The following is a 15,341-nucleotide window of genomic DNA, read 5'->3' on the forward strand; positions in this document are numbered from 1 at the left end:
GGGGTACGGGATCATGAATGAAAATCACTACTTATTATTAACACCAGGACCATTAACGACAACAAAATCAGTAAAAGAAGTTATGCTATACGATTGGTGTACGTGGGATGTTGAATATAATACGATGGTGCAAGAAGTAAGAGCTAAACTTGTATCGCTAGCGACGAAGGAAGAAGAGAAATATACAACAGTGTTAATGCAAGGAAGCGGTACGTTTTCAGTTGAAGCGGTAATTGGCTCTGTTATTCCGACAAATGGGAAGCTGCTCGTTTGTACAAATGGTGCGTACGGTAAGCGCATTGTGCAAATGGCAGAGATGTTACAGATTGATGTAGTGGTTAGCCAAACAGAAGAGTGGGAGCCTACTAATATTGTAGAAGTAGAAAAGTTATTGGAAGAAGATAAAGAGATTACGCATATTGCAGTTGTTCATTGTGAAACAACGACAGGCATTATAAATCCAATTGTAGATGTATGTAAATTAGGAAAGCAGTATGGAAAGGTTACAATTGTTGATGCGATGAGTAGTTTCGGTGGGATTGAAATAGACATTGCTGATTTACAAATTGATTTTTTAATTAGTAGTGCGAATAAGTGTATTCAAGGGGTTCCAGGATTCGGATTTGTAATCGCAAAACGTGATGAATTATTGAAGTGTAAAGGGCAAGGACGCTCTTTATCTCTTGATTTATATGATCAATGGGAAACGATGGAAAAACAAAATGGGAAATGGCGTTTTACTTCACCTACACATGTTGTACATGCTTTTTATCAAGCACTACTTGAACTAGAAAAAGAGGGTGGAGTAAGAGCGCGTTACAATCGATATTACAACAATCAAAAACTACTAGTGAATAGAATGGGAGAAATCGGATTTAAGCCACTAGTAGATGAGAAATATCAATCTCCTATTATTACATCTTTCATTTATCCAAAAGGGGAGTTCGAGTTTCAACAGTTATATAACGAATTAAAATGCTATGGATTTGTTATTTACCCTGGGAAAATTTCGAAAGTAGATACGTTCCGGATTGGAAATATAGGTGATGTACATGAAGAAGATATTAATCGCTTAGTTGATAGTATTGCTAAAGGAGCTGTTATTGCGTGAAAGTATTTTGTTTAGGTGGAGCAGGTAAAATTTGTCGTGAAGCTATTTTGGATTTAGTTCAATTTTCATCTTTTGAGACGATTACTGTAGCCGATTTTAACGAGGAAGAAGGCCGTAAAGTAGTAGAATGGCTCAACGATCCTCGTGTTGATTTTGTAAAAGTAGATGTAACGAATCACGAGGATACGGTTGCAAAAATGAAAGGTTATGACATTGTATTGGATGGTACGACGATAAAGCTAAACGGATTGTCGACTCGCTGTATTGCAGAAGCAGGCTGCCACGGTGTGAACTTAAATGGATTTGGTGAAGAAAATGAATCGCATGCTATATTTGTTCAAAATGAAAAAACATGTTTGCCTGGGTTTGGCATGACGCCAGGTGTAACGCAAATGATGGCAATGCATGCAGCAAATCAACTGGATACTGTAGAGTCTGTCCGCGTAAGTCACGGTTCGTATCGTCCGATTGCTTTTTCTGCTTCAATTACAGAGACAACGACATATGAATATGATCCACATTTACCATCGCGTACAGTGTATGAAGATGGTGAATTTAAACAAGTACTTCCGTTTGCGCGTCCGAGAGAAATAGAATTGCCAGCGCCTTATGGTAAGGAAACGCAGTATATCATTCCGCATTCTGAAACGATTACGTTAGCAAAGGCACTAGAAAATAAAGGTGTCAAACTGATAGAGACGAGAGGAACTTGGCCGAAGCAAAATATGCAACTTGTACGTGCTTTATATGATTACGGCATATTGCGTAATGATCAGATTGAAATAAACGGGAAAGAAATAGGCATTATGGATTGTATTTCGCAGTATTTATTGCAATCGAAAGAAGGACAAGAAACAGAGCTTTATGGTTATGCACTTCATGTAGAAGTAATAGGTATGAAAAATAATGAGAAGCAAAGACATGTGTTATATCATACACATCCGTTATCTGATGGTTCTGTTGTAGGATGGGAAAAATTAAGAGCGTATACGAGAAACGTCGGTATTCCATTTGGGATTGCCGTAGAGTTAATTGCAACTGGAAATGTAAATAGGGTGGGTGTTGTTACGCCTGAAGAAGCTTTTGAAAATCCACAATTAATTTTTGATGAGCTAGCAAAGCGCGGTATTCATATTCATGAAGAAGTTTCTACTTACAAAGAAAATTATAACTTTGTATAAGTAAGGAAGTTTATGAGGGAGATATAAATGAGGTGAAGCTATGTCTGTAGTAGGAGAAGAAAGAAAGCGAACCATTCTTGAAAAGGTAGAATTTAAAGGGAAAGTAAAGGTTTCAGAATTAGCGAGAGAATTTGCTGTATCAACAGAAACGATTCGTCGTTATTTAGAAGAATTAGATCGTGAAAAGAAGCTGAAGAAAGTGTATGGTGGAGCTGTTCAACTTCCAGGCGCTGGGGTAGAGGCGCCAATGTTAGAAAGAGAAATGCTACATATAGAAGAGAAGAAAAGAATTGGTTATAAAGCAGCGACATTTGTAGAAGATGGTGATGTCATTGCAATTGATGATGGAAGTACACCGCTTCAAATGGTTCCATACCTTGTTCATCGTAAAAACTTAACGATTGTAACAAGTTCATTTCCAGTCGCAACACAATTAATTTCTTCTATTAATAAAAAGATGTTTCACGGTGAAGTTTTATTTATAGGTGGAAAAGTATCTCCAAAGCATTCGCGTGTATCAGGGTCTATTTCTCAGCAAGTAATACAGCAATTCCATTTTCATAAAGCGTTCGTTTCGATTGATGGGTTATTACCTAGTTTTGGAGTTTCCAGCTTTGAATTAGAGAAAGCGAAATTGTCAGAGGCGATGATGAAATTAGCTGAGAAGACATATATTTTATGTGATCATACGAAGGTAGGCGTGAAAGGGAATTATCGTATAGCAGCATTTTCACGTATTCAACATGTAATTTGTGATAAAAAAATGCCATATAGTTTTGAAGAAGAACTTATGAAGCATAATATTCAGTGGACAGTTTGTTAAATAAAGTGAAAGTACCTAAACTCCCGCCTAATTTTTAGGAGGGAGTTTTATTGTCTGCAAATCGTAAAATAAAAGATTTGCATTTATGCAAAAAGTGGACACATTTTCTCATCTCTTTCATATAATTTACCAATACAAAAAAAGTTGGTCGAAGGAAAGAAGGGAGAACATGTCAGAACGAATATATAATAAACTTGTATTGTACGCGAATATTTTGCAAAAAATTGGTGTCATCAATGAGAAGGAAAAAAGTGAAATTCTTCATACGATAGGTAAAAAAGCCCTTTGAATAAAGGGCTTTATATTTTTTATCTTTAAAAATATAAATTTAATGTAATATTCTCATTGACAATGATAATGATATTCATTATCATTTATTTGTGGATAATTGATAAGGGTTATCAATTATAAAAATTGTATATGATAGGGGATATTATTTTGAAAAAAAATTATATGAAGGCGCTAGTAGTAGCGACAACATTAGCAATTCCATTTGCTACGTATTCTACTCCAGCATTAGCGGCATTAAAAGTTGAAGCAAATCAATCGGTAGCAGCAGCGAGTGATCGCACGTATGATACTGAAATTAAAATATATAAGGACCAAAAAGACGAGCCATCTATGGTTTCTCAATATATAAAAGATCCTAAAGTAACGATTGCAGCTGGTAAAAAAATTGTCACTGTAACAATGCAAGATAGCGATTATTTTCAATATCTTAGAATAGAAGATAGAAACCAGCCTGGTGTATTTCATGATGTGAAGGTTTTGTCAGAAGATAAGAGGAAGAACGGAACGAAAGTAGTCCAATTTGAAATTGGCGAGTTTGAGAAGAAGCACAATATGCAAATGCATATACTTATTCCAGCTATTGGATATGATCACAAATATCAAGTTCAATTTGAAATTAAAGATCCAACTGTAGGTAACAAAGAAACAGAGAAACCAGATGATAACTCTAATTCAGGCAATAGGGAAACGGATAATCCAGTTGATAATCAAAATATGATAACAGATAACAAATTAAGAGAACTTGTGAATAAAAAAGTATTTAATAGAAAAGATTTAAATACACCAATTACGAAAGAAGAGTTATTACAAGTAAAGGATTTATTTTTAAATACAAATGAGATACTTGATTATAGTGCATTAAAATATATGCCAAATTTAAAATCTTTAACAGTTGCGAATGCGAAGATAAAAGACCCGTCGTTCTTTGCGAACTTAAAGCAATTAAATCATTTAGCTTTGCGTGGTAATGAATTTGCAGATGTAACGCCACTTGTTAAGATGGATAATTTAGAATCTCTTGATTTAAGTAATAATAAAATTACAAACGTTGCGCCACTAACTGAAATGAAAAATGTAAAAAGTTTATATCTATCAGGCAACCAAATAGAAGATGTAACAGCATTAGCGAAAATGGAACAACTAGATTACTTGAATTTAGCAAATAATAAAATTACGAACGTTGCTCCATTAAGCGCTTTGAAAAATGTAACATACTTAACTTTAGCAGGTAATCAAATTGAAGATATTAAAGCGTTATATTCATTACCTTTAACAGATTTAGTATTAACACGTAATAAAGTTAAAGATTTATCCGGCATTGAGCAAATGAAGCAATTAGAAGAATTGTGGATCGGGAAAAATGAAATAAAAGATGTTACTCCTCTAAGTAAGATGACACAGTTAAAACAATTACACTTACCTAACAATGAGTTAAAGGATATTACGCCATTATCAAGTCTAGTAAACTTACAAAAGCTTGATTTAGAAGCGAATTATATTTCAGACTTATCACCAGTGAGCAATTTGAAAAAATTAGTATTTCTAAGTTTTGTTGCAAATGAAATCCGTGATGTCCGACCAGTTATAGAACTAAGTAAGACGGCTTATATTAATGTCCAAAATCAAAAAGTATTTTTAGAGGAAACAGAAGTAAATAAAGAAGTAAAAGTACCTATATATGAAAAAGATGGTGAGGTTTCTACGAAAATCCGTCTGAAGAGCGATAACGGTACGTATAGTAATGGTGTAGTGAAATGGAGTACATCAGGTGAGAAAGTATATGAATTTGGTGTGAAAGATCCATTCGCGGATACAGGAATCTTCTTTACAGGATCTGTTATTCAAAATGTAGTAGAAAGTAAAGACGGTAATACATCTAAAGAAGATGAGAAAACAGAAGTGGTAGAATTTAAAGATGTACCAAAAGGACATTGGTCAGAAGAAGCAATTAATTACTTAGCGAAAGAAAAGTTATTTATAGGCTATGGAAATGGTGAATTTGGATTTGGGGATAACATTACTCGTGGACAAGTAGCACTTCTAATACAAAGGTACTTAAAATTAGAAAATAATCTAAAACCAAAAACGACATTTACAGATACGAAAGGAAATATGTATGAAACGGCTATTGATGCAGTAGTTCAAGCTGGGATTATGACAGGGTATGGAAATGATACATTCCGTCCAGATGGAGTATTAACTCGATATGAAATGTCAGTAGTACTACAAAGAGTATTTCAGTTAAAAGAAAATGAAAATAGTGCAGAGAACTTTAAAGATATACCAAATGGCCATTGGGCGAAAGGATATGTGAAAGCTTTAGTAGATAATAAAATATCAAAAGGTGACGGGGAAGGGAACTTTTTAGGAGATAATTTCGTAACACGTGAACAATACGCACAGTTTTTGTATAATGCAATAAAGAAATAAAGTGAAACTTTAATCAGTGGGGGTCTTACTGCCCGGTAAATAGCGGGATAAAAAATGAGGAAAATACGCTATTCTTTAATTAAAGAATAGCGTATTTTTTTATGTGCAAAATGAAATAGGAAATAGATAGGAGTATAGACATATGAATAGCCTATTTTAAAGAAGAACCACGAAACTATATTGACAAAAAAGCGTTCTCATGTGATAATTCAATTAAATTTTTAGAATAATCAAAAAATATTCCTTTTACATAGAAAGGATTCGAACCTTATATCAATATTATGCCGGGGGTGACGAAATGTTATTTTTTCTGAAGAAATGGAATGAATTAAAAGATGTGAAATCTGAATTGGCACTTCGTGATTGGTTTTATGGTACCAAAATTAGTTTATCGCTATGTACGTCAAAAGAGCCGTTAACATTCTTAGTAAATGTTGAGGGAAGAGATAAAGGGCTATTTTCGGAAGAAGATTTTATTGTCGTAAATTGCATGTGCGAGTCAGTATTTGAAAATGAAGAAAAACCAGCTGCAGAGTCATTTATGCATGCAGATATTTATAAAAAAAGTAGTGCAGGATGTATTTTACAAGTGCAGACTGTAGATAGTCATTTAATATCAGAGTTATATGGAGAAGAAGGAGAAGTAACGTTCGATAAACGCAGTGTGGAGCGTGTTTTCGGAAAAGAAGGTATAACAGAAATGACAATTCCAATTGTAGAAGATGAAAAAAAATTCGCTGATTTATTAGAAAGTAATGTTCCGAATTTCATTGAAGGTGGAGGAGTAGTTCTTGTTCATAATTACGGCATGATTGTGTGGGGGAAAACGCCAGAAGAATCGAAAAAATGGCTAGAGGGTATAGAATATTTAATGAACTATCATGTAAAGTTATTAATGATTAAGGGCGCAAGGAGCTCTGTTATATAAAAATGTATGTGATATGGATACAAGTTAATAAATAAATGAAAGCGTTTTAAAAATAATTTCACTCATAAAATATAGGTCTCCTTATTATATATAGATTACATGTTGACATGTAAGGAGGAACATATTTTGCGAGTTAAATATCATTTTCTGCCAAAGCAGCAAGTAACATTTTGCAAAATAAATGATTCTGGTGAAGAGGCACTGCAAATGATGAACGAAACGGGATTTCGAGCCATCCCGGTATTAGCAGAAGATGAGAAGAAATTCACGGGGATTATTTATAAAGTAGATTTATTAGAAAAAAAATGCAATAGCGGATTAGATCATGTAAGTGCAGGAGATATGCTTGACAATTCCAATGCATTTATTTTTGAAAAGGATTCCTTCTTCAGAGCCTTTTATGTAATTCGTCGGCTTCCGTTTTTAGCCGTGCTAAATGATTATAATGAATTTGTCGGTATGTTAACGCATTCGAATATATTTGATGTTATTGAAGATTCATTTGGTATGCGAACAGGTGGTTATATATTAACAATTGCAACACAAGATTGTAAGGGGACGATTAAAGAGCTTGGGACATTGTTAAAAGCATATAATATCGGTGGTTTGTTTACACTCGATAACGGTGATCAATATATCCGTCGGGTTATTGTAAATATATCAGATGAGTTAGATGAAACAAGATTAAAGCAATTAATCGGAAAAATAGAGAAAAAAGGATTCAGAGTGAGTCATGTAGATTATATTTAAGTTAAAAAGAAAAGTACCTATCTGTTATATACAGATAGGTACTTTTTTGTCCCGTTATTTGTGGGCGGTAAGATCCCCACCTCAAAATTCAGTGAAAGCAATGGGGGGCTTCCCGTAAAAGCCCGAGTGGTGAGGGCTGGTTATATGTGAGTAATGAACTTTATTTTGAAACAGGAGGCGGGGATAATGCTAGATCAGATAAAAAAATAAAGTCTGCATGCTCACGAATTTTAGGGATAGAAGTTTCAATAACGCGTGATGTAATTTCACCTGGGGGGCCCACATGCCCGATAGCTACCATAATGGGTTTTTCTTGAATTTTTTTGATGAGTAATTGGGCTTGTTTTGAAATATGTCCTGCTGTATACACATCATCAAAAAATAGTTGGTTTTCAATAATAGGAACTCCTAATTCTTTTCCGATTTTTGGGACGACACTCTTAGGATTCGTTTTACTATCTAAGTAAAATAAACCGTGTTTTTTACAAGCAGCAAGTATAAGGCGAACAATTCTTTCATCCGCTGTTACTTTTGACCCCATATGATTGTTCATTCCAATTGCATGCGGAACTTCTTGAATCGCTTGTTCAAGTCGGTTGTTTATTTCTTCATCGCTTAAATCGGTTGTAATGGCTTTCGGCCCAAGCCATTCTTTTTTACCTTTAATAGGTTCCATTGGCATATGTATAATAACTTCATGGCCTTTCTTATGGGCAGCTATTGCATCTTCTTTTGTGGAAGGAAGAAAAGGCATAACAGCAACAGTTAGTGGAATTGGAAGTGACAACATTTGATTAGTCCCCTTCATATTATTGCCGAAATCATCAATGACAATAGCAACTTTATTCGTATGAGCAGTTGCTTGAATAGGAAATAAGAAGGACGGTAAAAACAAAACAATGATGAATAATGCAATCGTATATTTTCGCATATAAATATTTCCTTTCTCTTGTTATCCCGCTATTTGTGGGTAGTAAGACTCCCACCTCAACATTGGGCTGGATAGGTGGGAGATTCACTGCCAATAAACGCCCGATTGGTGAATGCTAATAATCAGTGGGGCTGAACAAAAAACACTGATGAAAGTTTCACTTTATCAATCATCATTATGTTTTGCTTTTTTATATAAATTAAACAAAAAATGTCGAAGAAAAGTAGGTGGAAAATTAAGAATCCCCGGTTTACGTAGAATTTGTAAAAAAAGAAGATGAAAAAAATGTCTATTATTGCGAATGTATTTACAAAGATAGAATAATTTGTAATAATTCTCAAAGTGAGGGTAAAGATTTGTAAATTACAGGGAGAAAATGTTAAATTTTCTGATTCTTCAAATTTGCATATGATTAAGTAGTTAAAAAAGTCAATGGAGAAGTGAACTTGAGAGCATGGAAGTATAATAAGGGGGATATGGATGTTTACTGTAAAAAGGAAGTACACATTAGAAAAGCTTTCACGTGATATTCATATGAAACGTGAAGAAATGATTCAACTAGGATTAACAAGTGGGCTAAATAGTAAGGAGACAATTCAAGTTAGTCAAGAATTGGACAAGCTTATTTTACAATATCAGTGTTATAAAGAAAAACAAACACCGAAATGGTTTTCAATTATAAAAATACCTATTTTCCAAATCGGGTATGAAGGAAAATCAAATAATTTTTGGCGAATGCTTGTCGCTGGTTTTATGAAATAAGTATAATTACCCTTATAGGATAAGGATAATTATACTATGTGTAACGGAATTTCGATATGAACTGTCGTTCCTTCGTTTTCTGTACTGTCAATAAAAATATGCCCATTATACATCTCTACAATTCGTTTACATATGACAAGTCCAAGACCTGTTCCAGTATCTTTATTAGTAAAGAACGGATGAAAGAGGTGTTTTTGAATATGTTGTGGAATCCCTTTCCCAGTATCTATAATCTGCAATTGTGCATGTGTTTCATTGTTTTTTACTACAATGGTTAGTTTATCACTAGAAGTCATAGCCTCAATTGCATTTTTTGTAATGTTTAAAACCACTTGTTTCATATGGTCTTTCGAACAACGGATATGAACGGGATGGTCTGGCAAATGTAAATGGAATACAATGTTATGTAAATTCGCCTCAGATTGAATAATTAATGCTACCTCATTTAGAATTGTTCTTACATCATATGTTTGTTCGATGATGGCGGTTGGCTTTCCGAGAATAAGAAATTCACTTACAATTTCATTGATTCGCTCTATTTCTTGTTCAATTACGGAAAAGTAGAACTGATCTTGTTCATCTTTATATTTCTCTTTTAATAGAGCAACGAGTCCTTTAATTCCAGTAAGAGGATTACGGATTTCGTGTGCTGTACTTGCTGCAAAAGTTCCAACTAATTCAATTTTCTGTAGTTCGTTTTGTTGTCTTTCAAGTTTTGTTTGACGTTTTAACAACATATATTGAGCAAGTAAAAATAAAATAGACATTAAAAATAAAGTAGCGATACACTCTATTGCAACCCACTGGTATAAGGTTTTCTGATGAATAGGTAATGGAGAAACAGAGACCTTCCAATTTAATCTTTGGAGTGGGGTAGTAAGCATATTAGAATGCGTATCACTTGTGTCGTTATTATCATCGGTTAGAAAAACTACATCATGTTTATCAGTTACCTCAAAATGGTATTGTGGTTTAATGGCATTTAAAGAAGATGAAATGTAATCAAAGCGTAAACTAGCTAATAATAATCCTGAGAGCTCTTTCTGTTTATTGAATATGGGGGTAGCAATCATAATAGCTTTATGTCCAAGAACGCGATCAGTAATGACTGATGATACAGTGGTTTTTTTAGTTTGTAGCACGTCTTGAATATATTTACGGTCTGAAACATCTATAGGCTTTGATTCATCTTCAGATGCGATTGTAATGACCCCTTCTGGTGTAGCGTAATATAAACCAGAAAAGCGTGCATCGTTCCCATCTGTATCATGTACAATTTGTTTAATGCCGTTTATATTACCAGTCTCGGTGCCTACAACTTTTGCAAGCATGTCTAAAGCAGAAATTGCTTCACCAAGATGATGATCTAAATAATCTCTATATAAAAAGAGAACTGTATGAGCGGATAATTTGTTTTCCTGTTTCATTTTATATGTATGATACGAATAAAATGTAGCACCAATCCCTATTGTCGGTAGGATAACAAGCAATATATATATAATTATGCTTTGGAATTTGACTTTCAAATGTGGTACTCCTTCTTTTTTTATTATCATTATATATAAACTATGTTAAAATTGTCATGTTTTTATTCAAGAATGATTCTTAATATATTAGGGGAGAGGAAATGGATGAGTGAATGCTCATTCGGAATTCACATGAAGTATGAAGTGGCATTTTCTTTTTATTGGTGAGAATTTAAGTGAAGGGTTGAAAGTTGTATGACATCAAATAATGAACGAGAAGATATTTCTCAATCTTTAAAAGTATTTATTGCATTATCTCGTGTACATCGTTCTGTTATGGATACTACAAATAAATCTATACAAAGTAACGGGTTAAATCCAACTGAATTTGCTGTATTAGAACTGCTATATCATAAAGGCGGTCAACCACTCCAGCAAATTGGTGAGCGCATTTTAATAGCCAGTGGCAGCATTACATATGTTGTAGATAAGCTGGAGAAAAAGGGATTAGTAAAGAGAATCCCATGTCCGAATGACAGACGTGTTATTTACGCGCAATTAACTGAGTCTGGCGAGAACTTTATTGCTTCTATTTTTCCGGGGCATGAGAAAGTTATACATCAGTCTTTTGAAATGTTAACGAAAGATGAAAAAGATGAATTACTTGATCTATTAAAAAAAATTGGGAAGTATGAAAAATAATAATATGTTCCAAAGGAGCTTTGGATAAATAAATCCAGGGCTTTTTTATTTGCAATGAACTCAGAGTAGTCACTGCCGAATTTTGTTGAAAATTAAGAGGGAATTCGAGAATACGTATTGAATTATAATAAAGGTATGTAATGGAGAGGAGGCTCGTTCATGTCATTTAAAGACTATGAATATAAACGCCCAAATATTGAAGAGTTAAAAGAGAAATTTACTGTTGCTTTGGAGAAGTTTGATAACGCAAAAACTGTAGAAGAACAAAAACAAGTCATTCATTCAATTAATGAAATTCGCAACGATTTTGGTACAATGGGAAACCTTTGTTACATTCGCCATTCTGTTGATACGACGGATACTTTTTATAAGGAGGAGCAGGATTTCTTTGATGAATTCTCTCCAGTTGTACAAGGATATGGTACAAAATATTATAAGGCACTTATTAATTCTCCATTTCGTGAAGAATTAGAGGCGTATTATGGAAAACAATTATTTGCTCTAGCAGAATGTGATTTAAAAACATATTCAGATGAAGTCGTGAAAGATTTACAATTAGAAAATAAATTATCGTCGCAATATACACAGTTATTAGCATCCGCAAAAATTGACTTTGCTGGAGAAGAAAGAACGTTATCGCAATTGATTCCGTTTATGCAAGGAAAAGAAAGAAGCGAACGTAAAGCAGCAAGTGAAGCATACTACGGATTTTTAGCTGGAAATGAGGAAGAACTAGATCGTATTTATGATGAGCTTGTTAAAGTGAGAACGAAAATCGCAAAATCTTTAGGTTTCAAAACCTTTGTTGAACTTGGATATGCAAGAATGTACCGTACAGATTATAATGCGGAGATGGTGGCTAATTACCGTCAGCAAGTGCTGGATTATATCGTTCCCGTTACAACGGAATTAAGAAAGCGACAACAAGCACGTATCGGTGTAGAGAAGTTAGCTTATTACGACGAAAACTTTGAGTTTGCTACAGGTAACCCAACTCCAAAAGGAGATGCGGATTGGATTGTTGATCATGGAAAGACGATGTATAAAGAGTTATCGGCTGAAACAGATGAATTTTTCAATTTCATGCTAGATAACGATTTATTAGATTTAGTTGCGAAAAAAGGAAAAGCTGGTGGCGGATATTGTACATATATTGAGAATTATAAAGCGCCATTTATTTTCTCAAACTTCAATGGAACATCTGGTGACATTGATGTATTAACACATGAAGCAGGTCATGCTTTCCAAGTATATGAAAGTCGTAAATTTGAAATTCCAGAATATAATTGGCCAACATATGAGGCATGTGAAATCCACTCTATGAGTATGGAATTCTTTACATGGCCATGGATGAAGCTATTCTTTGAAGAAGATGCAGATAAATATTACTTCTCTCACTTAAGTTCAGCACTTCTGTTTTTACCTTATGGTGTATCTGTTGATGAATATCAACATTATGTATATGAAAATCCTGAAGCATCACCTGAAGAGCGTAAGACAGCATGGCGTAACATAGAGAAGAAATATTTACCGCATCGTGATTATGAGGATAATGATTATTTAGAGCGCGGTGGTTTTTGGCAACGTCAAGGGCATATTTATAGCTCACCTTTCTATTATATTGATTACACGCTTGCTCAAATTTGTGCGCTACAATTTTGGAAACGTGCAAGAGATAATAGACAAGAGGCATGGGAAGATTATGTGAATCTGTGCCAACAAGGTGGAAGTAAATCGTTCTTAGAATTAGTAGAAGTTGCAAATTTAACATCACCATTTGCTGAAGGCTGTGTGAAAAGTGTTATTACAGAAATTGAAGCATGGTTACATGCGATTGACGACACAAAATTGTAAAAAACATACGCTTTTTTTCACATGTTTAACATCGACATAATGGGAAAATGATGAGATAATAAAAGAAAATTCAGAATACTAAAGAGGTGTTTCTAATAAGGAGCACCTCTTTTCACCAACAAAAAGGGGGGAAAGAAGTATGCTTCAATCTAATATGGATGTGAGTTTAGAAAGTTTAGTAAGCTCATTACAGTCTACTCGAAGCACGCTATTATCAGAAATTGAAATGTTAAATGATACAGAAGTGAATGTAAAGCCACGCCGTGATAAATGGAGTATTATTCAAATTTTACACCACTTGCATTTAGTTGAACAATCTGTCACGTCTGCCCTTGTATATGCTTTACAAAAAAATGAAAGAAACATGACTCCATTTAAAGACCTCCAACTTACGCTTGATCGCACACATAAACGAGAAGCTCCTCAGCAAATGCAACCAACAGAAACTTTAATGAAAAAACAGCAAGGAATTCAATTACTAGAACATTCACGACAAGAACTATTACATGCGCTTCATAGTGTTATAGATGAAAAAGATCTATTTGAAAATGGATTAAAGCATCCTGTTTTTAATGATCTGAATTTGTATCAATGGGTTCAATTTCTTGATTTGCATGAACAAAGACATCTTACGCAATTAAAAGAGGCGAAACATGCAATTTTGCAGCGCTAAAGTGGAAGAAGTGGGAAACCACTTCTTTTTTTGATACGTGCATAGTTTTCTTTCTTATTTTGGAATACTACATGGAGAAAGAAAAGAAGGAGTTGAAAAATATGTCTAAGAAGAAGCGAGAAGAAGAGCGCGCCTGGAAAGCGCGTAAAGAAAATCAACAACCGCACGGAAAAGTGAAAGCTTTTGCTGAATTAGTTGAAGGAACAGAAAAAACGTGATGATTATTTCATCACGTTTTTTGTATGAGTGGAAAAGTTAATAAAAAGGTTGTACCGATTCCTTTTTCACTTATAATATCAATTTTTCCATTCATAGCTTGAACAACACTGAATACGACCATCATTCCAAGTCCAGTGCCTTTTTCTTTCGTTGAATAGAAAGGCGAGCCAAGACGTTTTACTTGTTCTGAATCCATACCGACTCCTGTATCTTTTATATATAACTGAATATGCTTATGGTCAGGAACTAATGTGAAATAAAGGTCACCGCCTTTTGGCATAGCCTCAATGCAATTTTTTAAAATATTTAATAAACATTGATTTAGTTTTTGCTTTTCTCCAGCGATAAAAAAAGAAGTGCTTTGCTTTATATAATGAGTACGTACATTTGTTAAATTAGCAAGCGGTGTAATTAACGACAATGCATGTAGTAATTCTTCTTCTAACTGTAATGTTTGTTCTTTTTCAATGCTTGGTTTAGCAAAGGTTAAATAATCTGTAAGAACATGATTTGCTTGTTCAATGCCGTTAATGGCAATATCGATATATAATTTTCGTTCCTGCTCAGTGCATGTATCTGATTGTAACAGTTGTAAAAACCCTTTTGTTGAAGTTAATGGATTGCGAATTTCATGAGAGATAGACGCTGCCATTTCACCAATTAAATGAAATTTTTCAGCATTTATAAGTTCGTTTTGGAGACGAACTTGAGTTTGTAATATGTGTAGTAAATATAAAATTAGAATCGTACCAAGCATTGAACATAACTCATACACAATAATATGCGGTATATAATCAGTCTTATTTGTAACCTTTGAAAGGAAGAAGGGTATCCAACTAAATCCGTATGTGAGACTGTAGATAATAGCAAGTGTTATTTTTATACGATTAGAAGTTCGATTGAAAAATTTATATGTTAATAGTAGAACAATAAATAGAAGAACAGAACCGATAAGAGATGGGAAAACACCGATCCCACCTAATAATAAGCGATATATGTTTAATACAACTAAGATAGAACCACCAGCAATAGGCCCTCCCGTTAATGTACCGACAATTAATACAATATGGCGCATATCAAATTGAAAACCATTATTTGTTTTTGCTGCAAATGTAATACAGAGTACGGTAGCGAGGCAACAGAGTACAATGAATATAGCTGAATTTAATTTAGGAGAGCGTTTCCCTTTTTGATTCCAAAATAAATGATATACGAGCATT

General features: G+C 34.0%; 14 protein-coding genes. 11 read left to right on the plus strand and 3 right to left on the minus strand.

Going from position 1 to position 15,341, the window contains the following annotated elements; translation table 11 throughout:
• Positions 1 to 13: 13 nt before the first annotated feature.
• From phnW to cbpA, 6 genes are all read left to right on the plus strand, one after another.
• A complete protein-coding gene (gene phnW / locus MRP26_RS11250; protein ID WP_242806157.1) occupies positions 14 to 1,111 on the plus strand; it encodes a 2-aminoethylphosphonate--pyruvate transaminase in 1,098 nt (365 codons plus the stop codon).
• Complete coding sequence (locus MRP26_RS11255; protein WP_242806158.1) at positions 1,108 to 2,292, plus strand: saccharopine dehydrogenase family protein; 1,185 nt, start codon at positions 1,108 to 1,110, stop codon at positions 2,290 to 2,292. The genes phnW and MRP26_RS11255 overlap by 4 nt, the downstream gene beginning before the upstream one ends.
• 40 nt (positions 2,293 to 2,332) lie before the next feature.
• On the plus strand, positions 2,333 to 3,115 hold the full coding sequence (locus tag MRP26_RS11260) for a DeoR/GlpR family DNA-binding transcription regulator (protein WP_000117666.1): 783 nt from the start codon (positions 2,333 to 2,335) through the stop codon (positions 3,113 to 3,115).
• 420 nt (positions 3,116 to 3,535) lie between these two features.
• The gene (locus MRP26_RS11265) at positions 3,536 to 5,836 is read left to right on the plus strand and encodes an NEAT domain-containing leucine-rich repeat protein (protein WP_071730704.1); all 2,301 of its coding nucleotides are present in this window, start codon (positions 3,536 to 3,538) and stop codon (positions 5,834 to 5,836) included.
• 298 nt (positions 5,837 to 6,134) lie between these two features.
• The gene (locus MRP26_RS11270; protein ID WP_053564937.1) at positions 6,135 to 6,764 is read left to right on the plus strand and encodes a class II aldolase/adducin family protein; all 630 of its coding nucleotides are present in this window, start codon (positions 6,135 to 6,137) and stop codon (positions 6,762 to 6,764) included.
• Between the two features lie 126 nt (positions 6,765 to 6,890).
• The gene (gene cbpA, locus MRP26_RS11275; RefSeq protein ID WP_053564936.1) at positions 6,891 to 7,514 is read left to right on the plus strand and encodes a cyclic di-AMP binding protein CbpA; all 624 of its coding nucleotides are present in this window, start codon (positions 6,891 to 6,893) and stop codon (positions 7,512 to 7,514) included.
• A 160-nt stretch (positions 7,515 to 7,674) separates the two neighbouring features.
• Here cbpA and MRP26_RS11280 read toward each other — a convergent pair whose 3' ends face one another.
• Positions 7,675 to 8,445 (minus strand): divergent polysaccharide deacetylase family protein, encoded by a 771-nt coding sequence (locus MRP26_RS11280; RefSeq protein ID WP_001234111.1) that lies wholly within the window; start codon positions 8,443 to 8,445, stop codon positions 7,675 to 7,677.
• Between the two features lie 480 nt (positions 8,446 to 8,925).
• On the opposite strand from MRP26_RS11280, the gene MRP26_RS11285 reads away from it, so the two are divergent.
• On the plus strand, positions 8,926 to 9,207 hold the full coding sequence (locus MRP26_RS11285; RefSeq protein WP_000495527.1) for an aspartyl-phosphate phosphatase Spo0E family protein: 282 nt from the start codon (positions 8,926 to 8,928) through the stop codon (positions 9,205 to 9,207).
• Between the two features lie 29 nt (positions 9,208 to 9,236).
• Here the strand turns inward: MRP26_RS11285 and MRP26_RS11290 are convergent, their stop codons facing one another.
• Positions 9,237 to 10,733 carry a DUF3149 domain-containing protein gene (locus MRP26_RS11290; RefSeq protein WP_242806159.1) on the minus strand — a complete coding sequence of 499 codons (1,497 nt, stop codon included), beginning with the start codon at positions 10,731 to 10,733 and terminating at the stop codon, positions 9,237 to 9,239.
• A 195-nt stretch (positions 10,734 to 10,928) separates the two neighbouring features.
• Here MRP26_RS11290 and MRP26_RS11295 point away from each other — a divergent pair, with 195 nt between their 5' ends.
• The 4 genes from MRP26_RS11295 (at position 10,929) to MRP26_RS11310 (ending at position 14,120) form a co-directional block, all read left to right on the plus strand.
• Complete coding sequence (locus MRP26_RS11295; protein ID WP_000203336.1) at positions 10,929 to 11,375, plus strand: MarR family winged helix-turn-helix transcriptional regulator; 447 nt, start codon at positions 10,929 to 10,931, stop codon at positions 11,373 to 11,375.
• Between the two features lie 159 nt (positions 11,376 to 11,534).
• Complete coding sequence (locus MRP26_RS11300) at positions 11,535 to 13,229, plus strand: M3 family oligoendopeptidase (protein ID WP_063546912.1); 1,695 nt, start codon at positions 11,535 to 11,537, stop codon at positions 13,227 to 13,229.
• Positions 13,230 to 13,368: 139 nt separating this feature from the next.
• The gene (locus MRP26_RS11305) at positions 13,369 to 13,902 is read left to right on the plus strand and encodes a DinB family protein (RefSeq protein WP_000941977.1); all 534 of its coding nucleotides are present in this window, start codon (positions 13,369 to 13,371) and stop codon (positions 13,900 to 13,902) included.
• A 101-nt stretch (positions 13,903 to 14,003) separates the two neighbouring features.
• Positions 14,004 to 14,120, plus strand: coding sequence for a DUF6254 family protein (locus MRP26_RS11310; RefSeq protein WP_000038355.1), 117 nt, complete (start codon positions 14,004 to 14,006; stop codon positions 14,118 to 14,120).
• Between the two features lie 11 nt (positions 14,121 to 14,131).
• On the opposite strand, the gene kinB is transcribed toward MRP26_RS11310, so the two are convergent.
• Positions 14,132 to 15,340, minus strand: a complete 1,209-nt coding sequence (kinB, locus tag MRP26_RS11315; RefSeq protein WP_000964151.1) for a sporulation sensor histidine kinase KinB — start codon at positions 15,338 to 15,340, stop codon at positions 14,132 to 14,134.
• Position 15,341 lies beyond the last annotated feature (1 nt).

The sequence above is a fragment of the Bacillus sp. CCB-MMP212 genome (assembly GCF_022748145.1).
GTDB classification, from domain to species: Bacteria; Bacillota; Bacilli; order Bacillales; family Bacillaceae_G; genus Bacillus_A; species Bacillus_A cereus.

Excerpts from the sequence above, each read along its gene's own strand:
- phnW (WP_242806157.1), top strand. The coding sequence starts at position 14 with ATGAATGAAAATCACTACTTATTATTAACACCAGGACCATTAACGACA.
- MRP26_RS11260 (WP_000117666.1), top strand. The coding sequence starts at position 2,333 with ATGTCTGTAGTAGGAGAAGAAAGAAAGCGAACCATTCTTGAAAAGGTA.
- MRP26_RS11265 (WP_071730704.1), top strand. The coding sequence starts at position 3,536 with ATGATAGGGGATATTATTTTGAAAAAAAATTATATGAAGGCGCTAGTA.
- MRP26_RS11270 (WP_053564937.1), top strand. The coding sequence starts at position 6,135 with ATGTTATTTTTTCTGAAGAAATGGAATGAATTAAAAGATGTGAAATCT.
- MRP26_RS11280 (WP_001234111.1), bottom strand. The coding sequence starts at position 8,445 with ATGCGAAAATATACGATTGCATTATTCATCATTGTTTTGTTTTTACCG.
- MRP26_RS11285 (WP_000495527.1), top strand. The coding sequence starts at position 8,926 with ATGTTTACTGTAAAAAGGAAGTACACATTAGAAAAGCTTTCACGTGAT.
- MRP26_RS11295 (WP_000203336.1), top strand. The coding sequence starts at position 10,929 with ATGACATCAAATAATGAACGAGAAGATATTTCTCAATCTTTAAAAGTA.
- MRP26_RS11300 (WP_063546912.1), top strand. The coding sequence starts at position 11,535 with ATGTCATTTAAAGACTATGAATATAAACGCCCAAATATTGAAGAGTTA.
- MRP26_RS11305 (WP_000941977.1), top strand. The coding sequence starts at position 13,369 with ATGCTTCAATCTAATATGGATGTGAGTTTAGAAAGTTTAGTAAGCTCA.
- MRP26_RS11310 (WP_000038355.1), top strand. The coding sequence starts at position 14,004 with ATGTCTAAGAAGAAGCGAGAAGAAGAGCGCGCCTGGAAAGCGCGTAAA.
- kinB (WP_000964151.1), bottom strand. The coding sequence starts at position 15,340 with ATGCTCGTATATCATTTATTTTGGAATCAAAAAGGGAAACGCTCTCCT.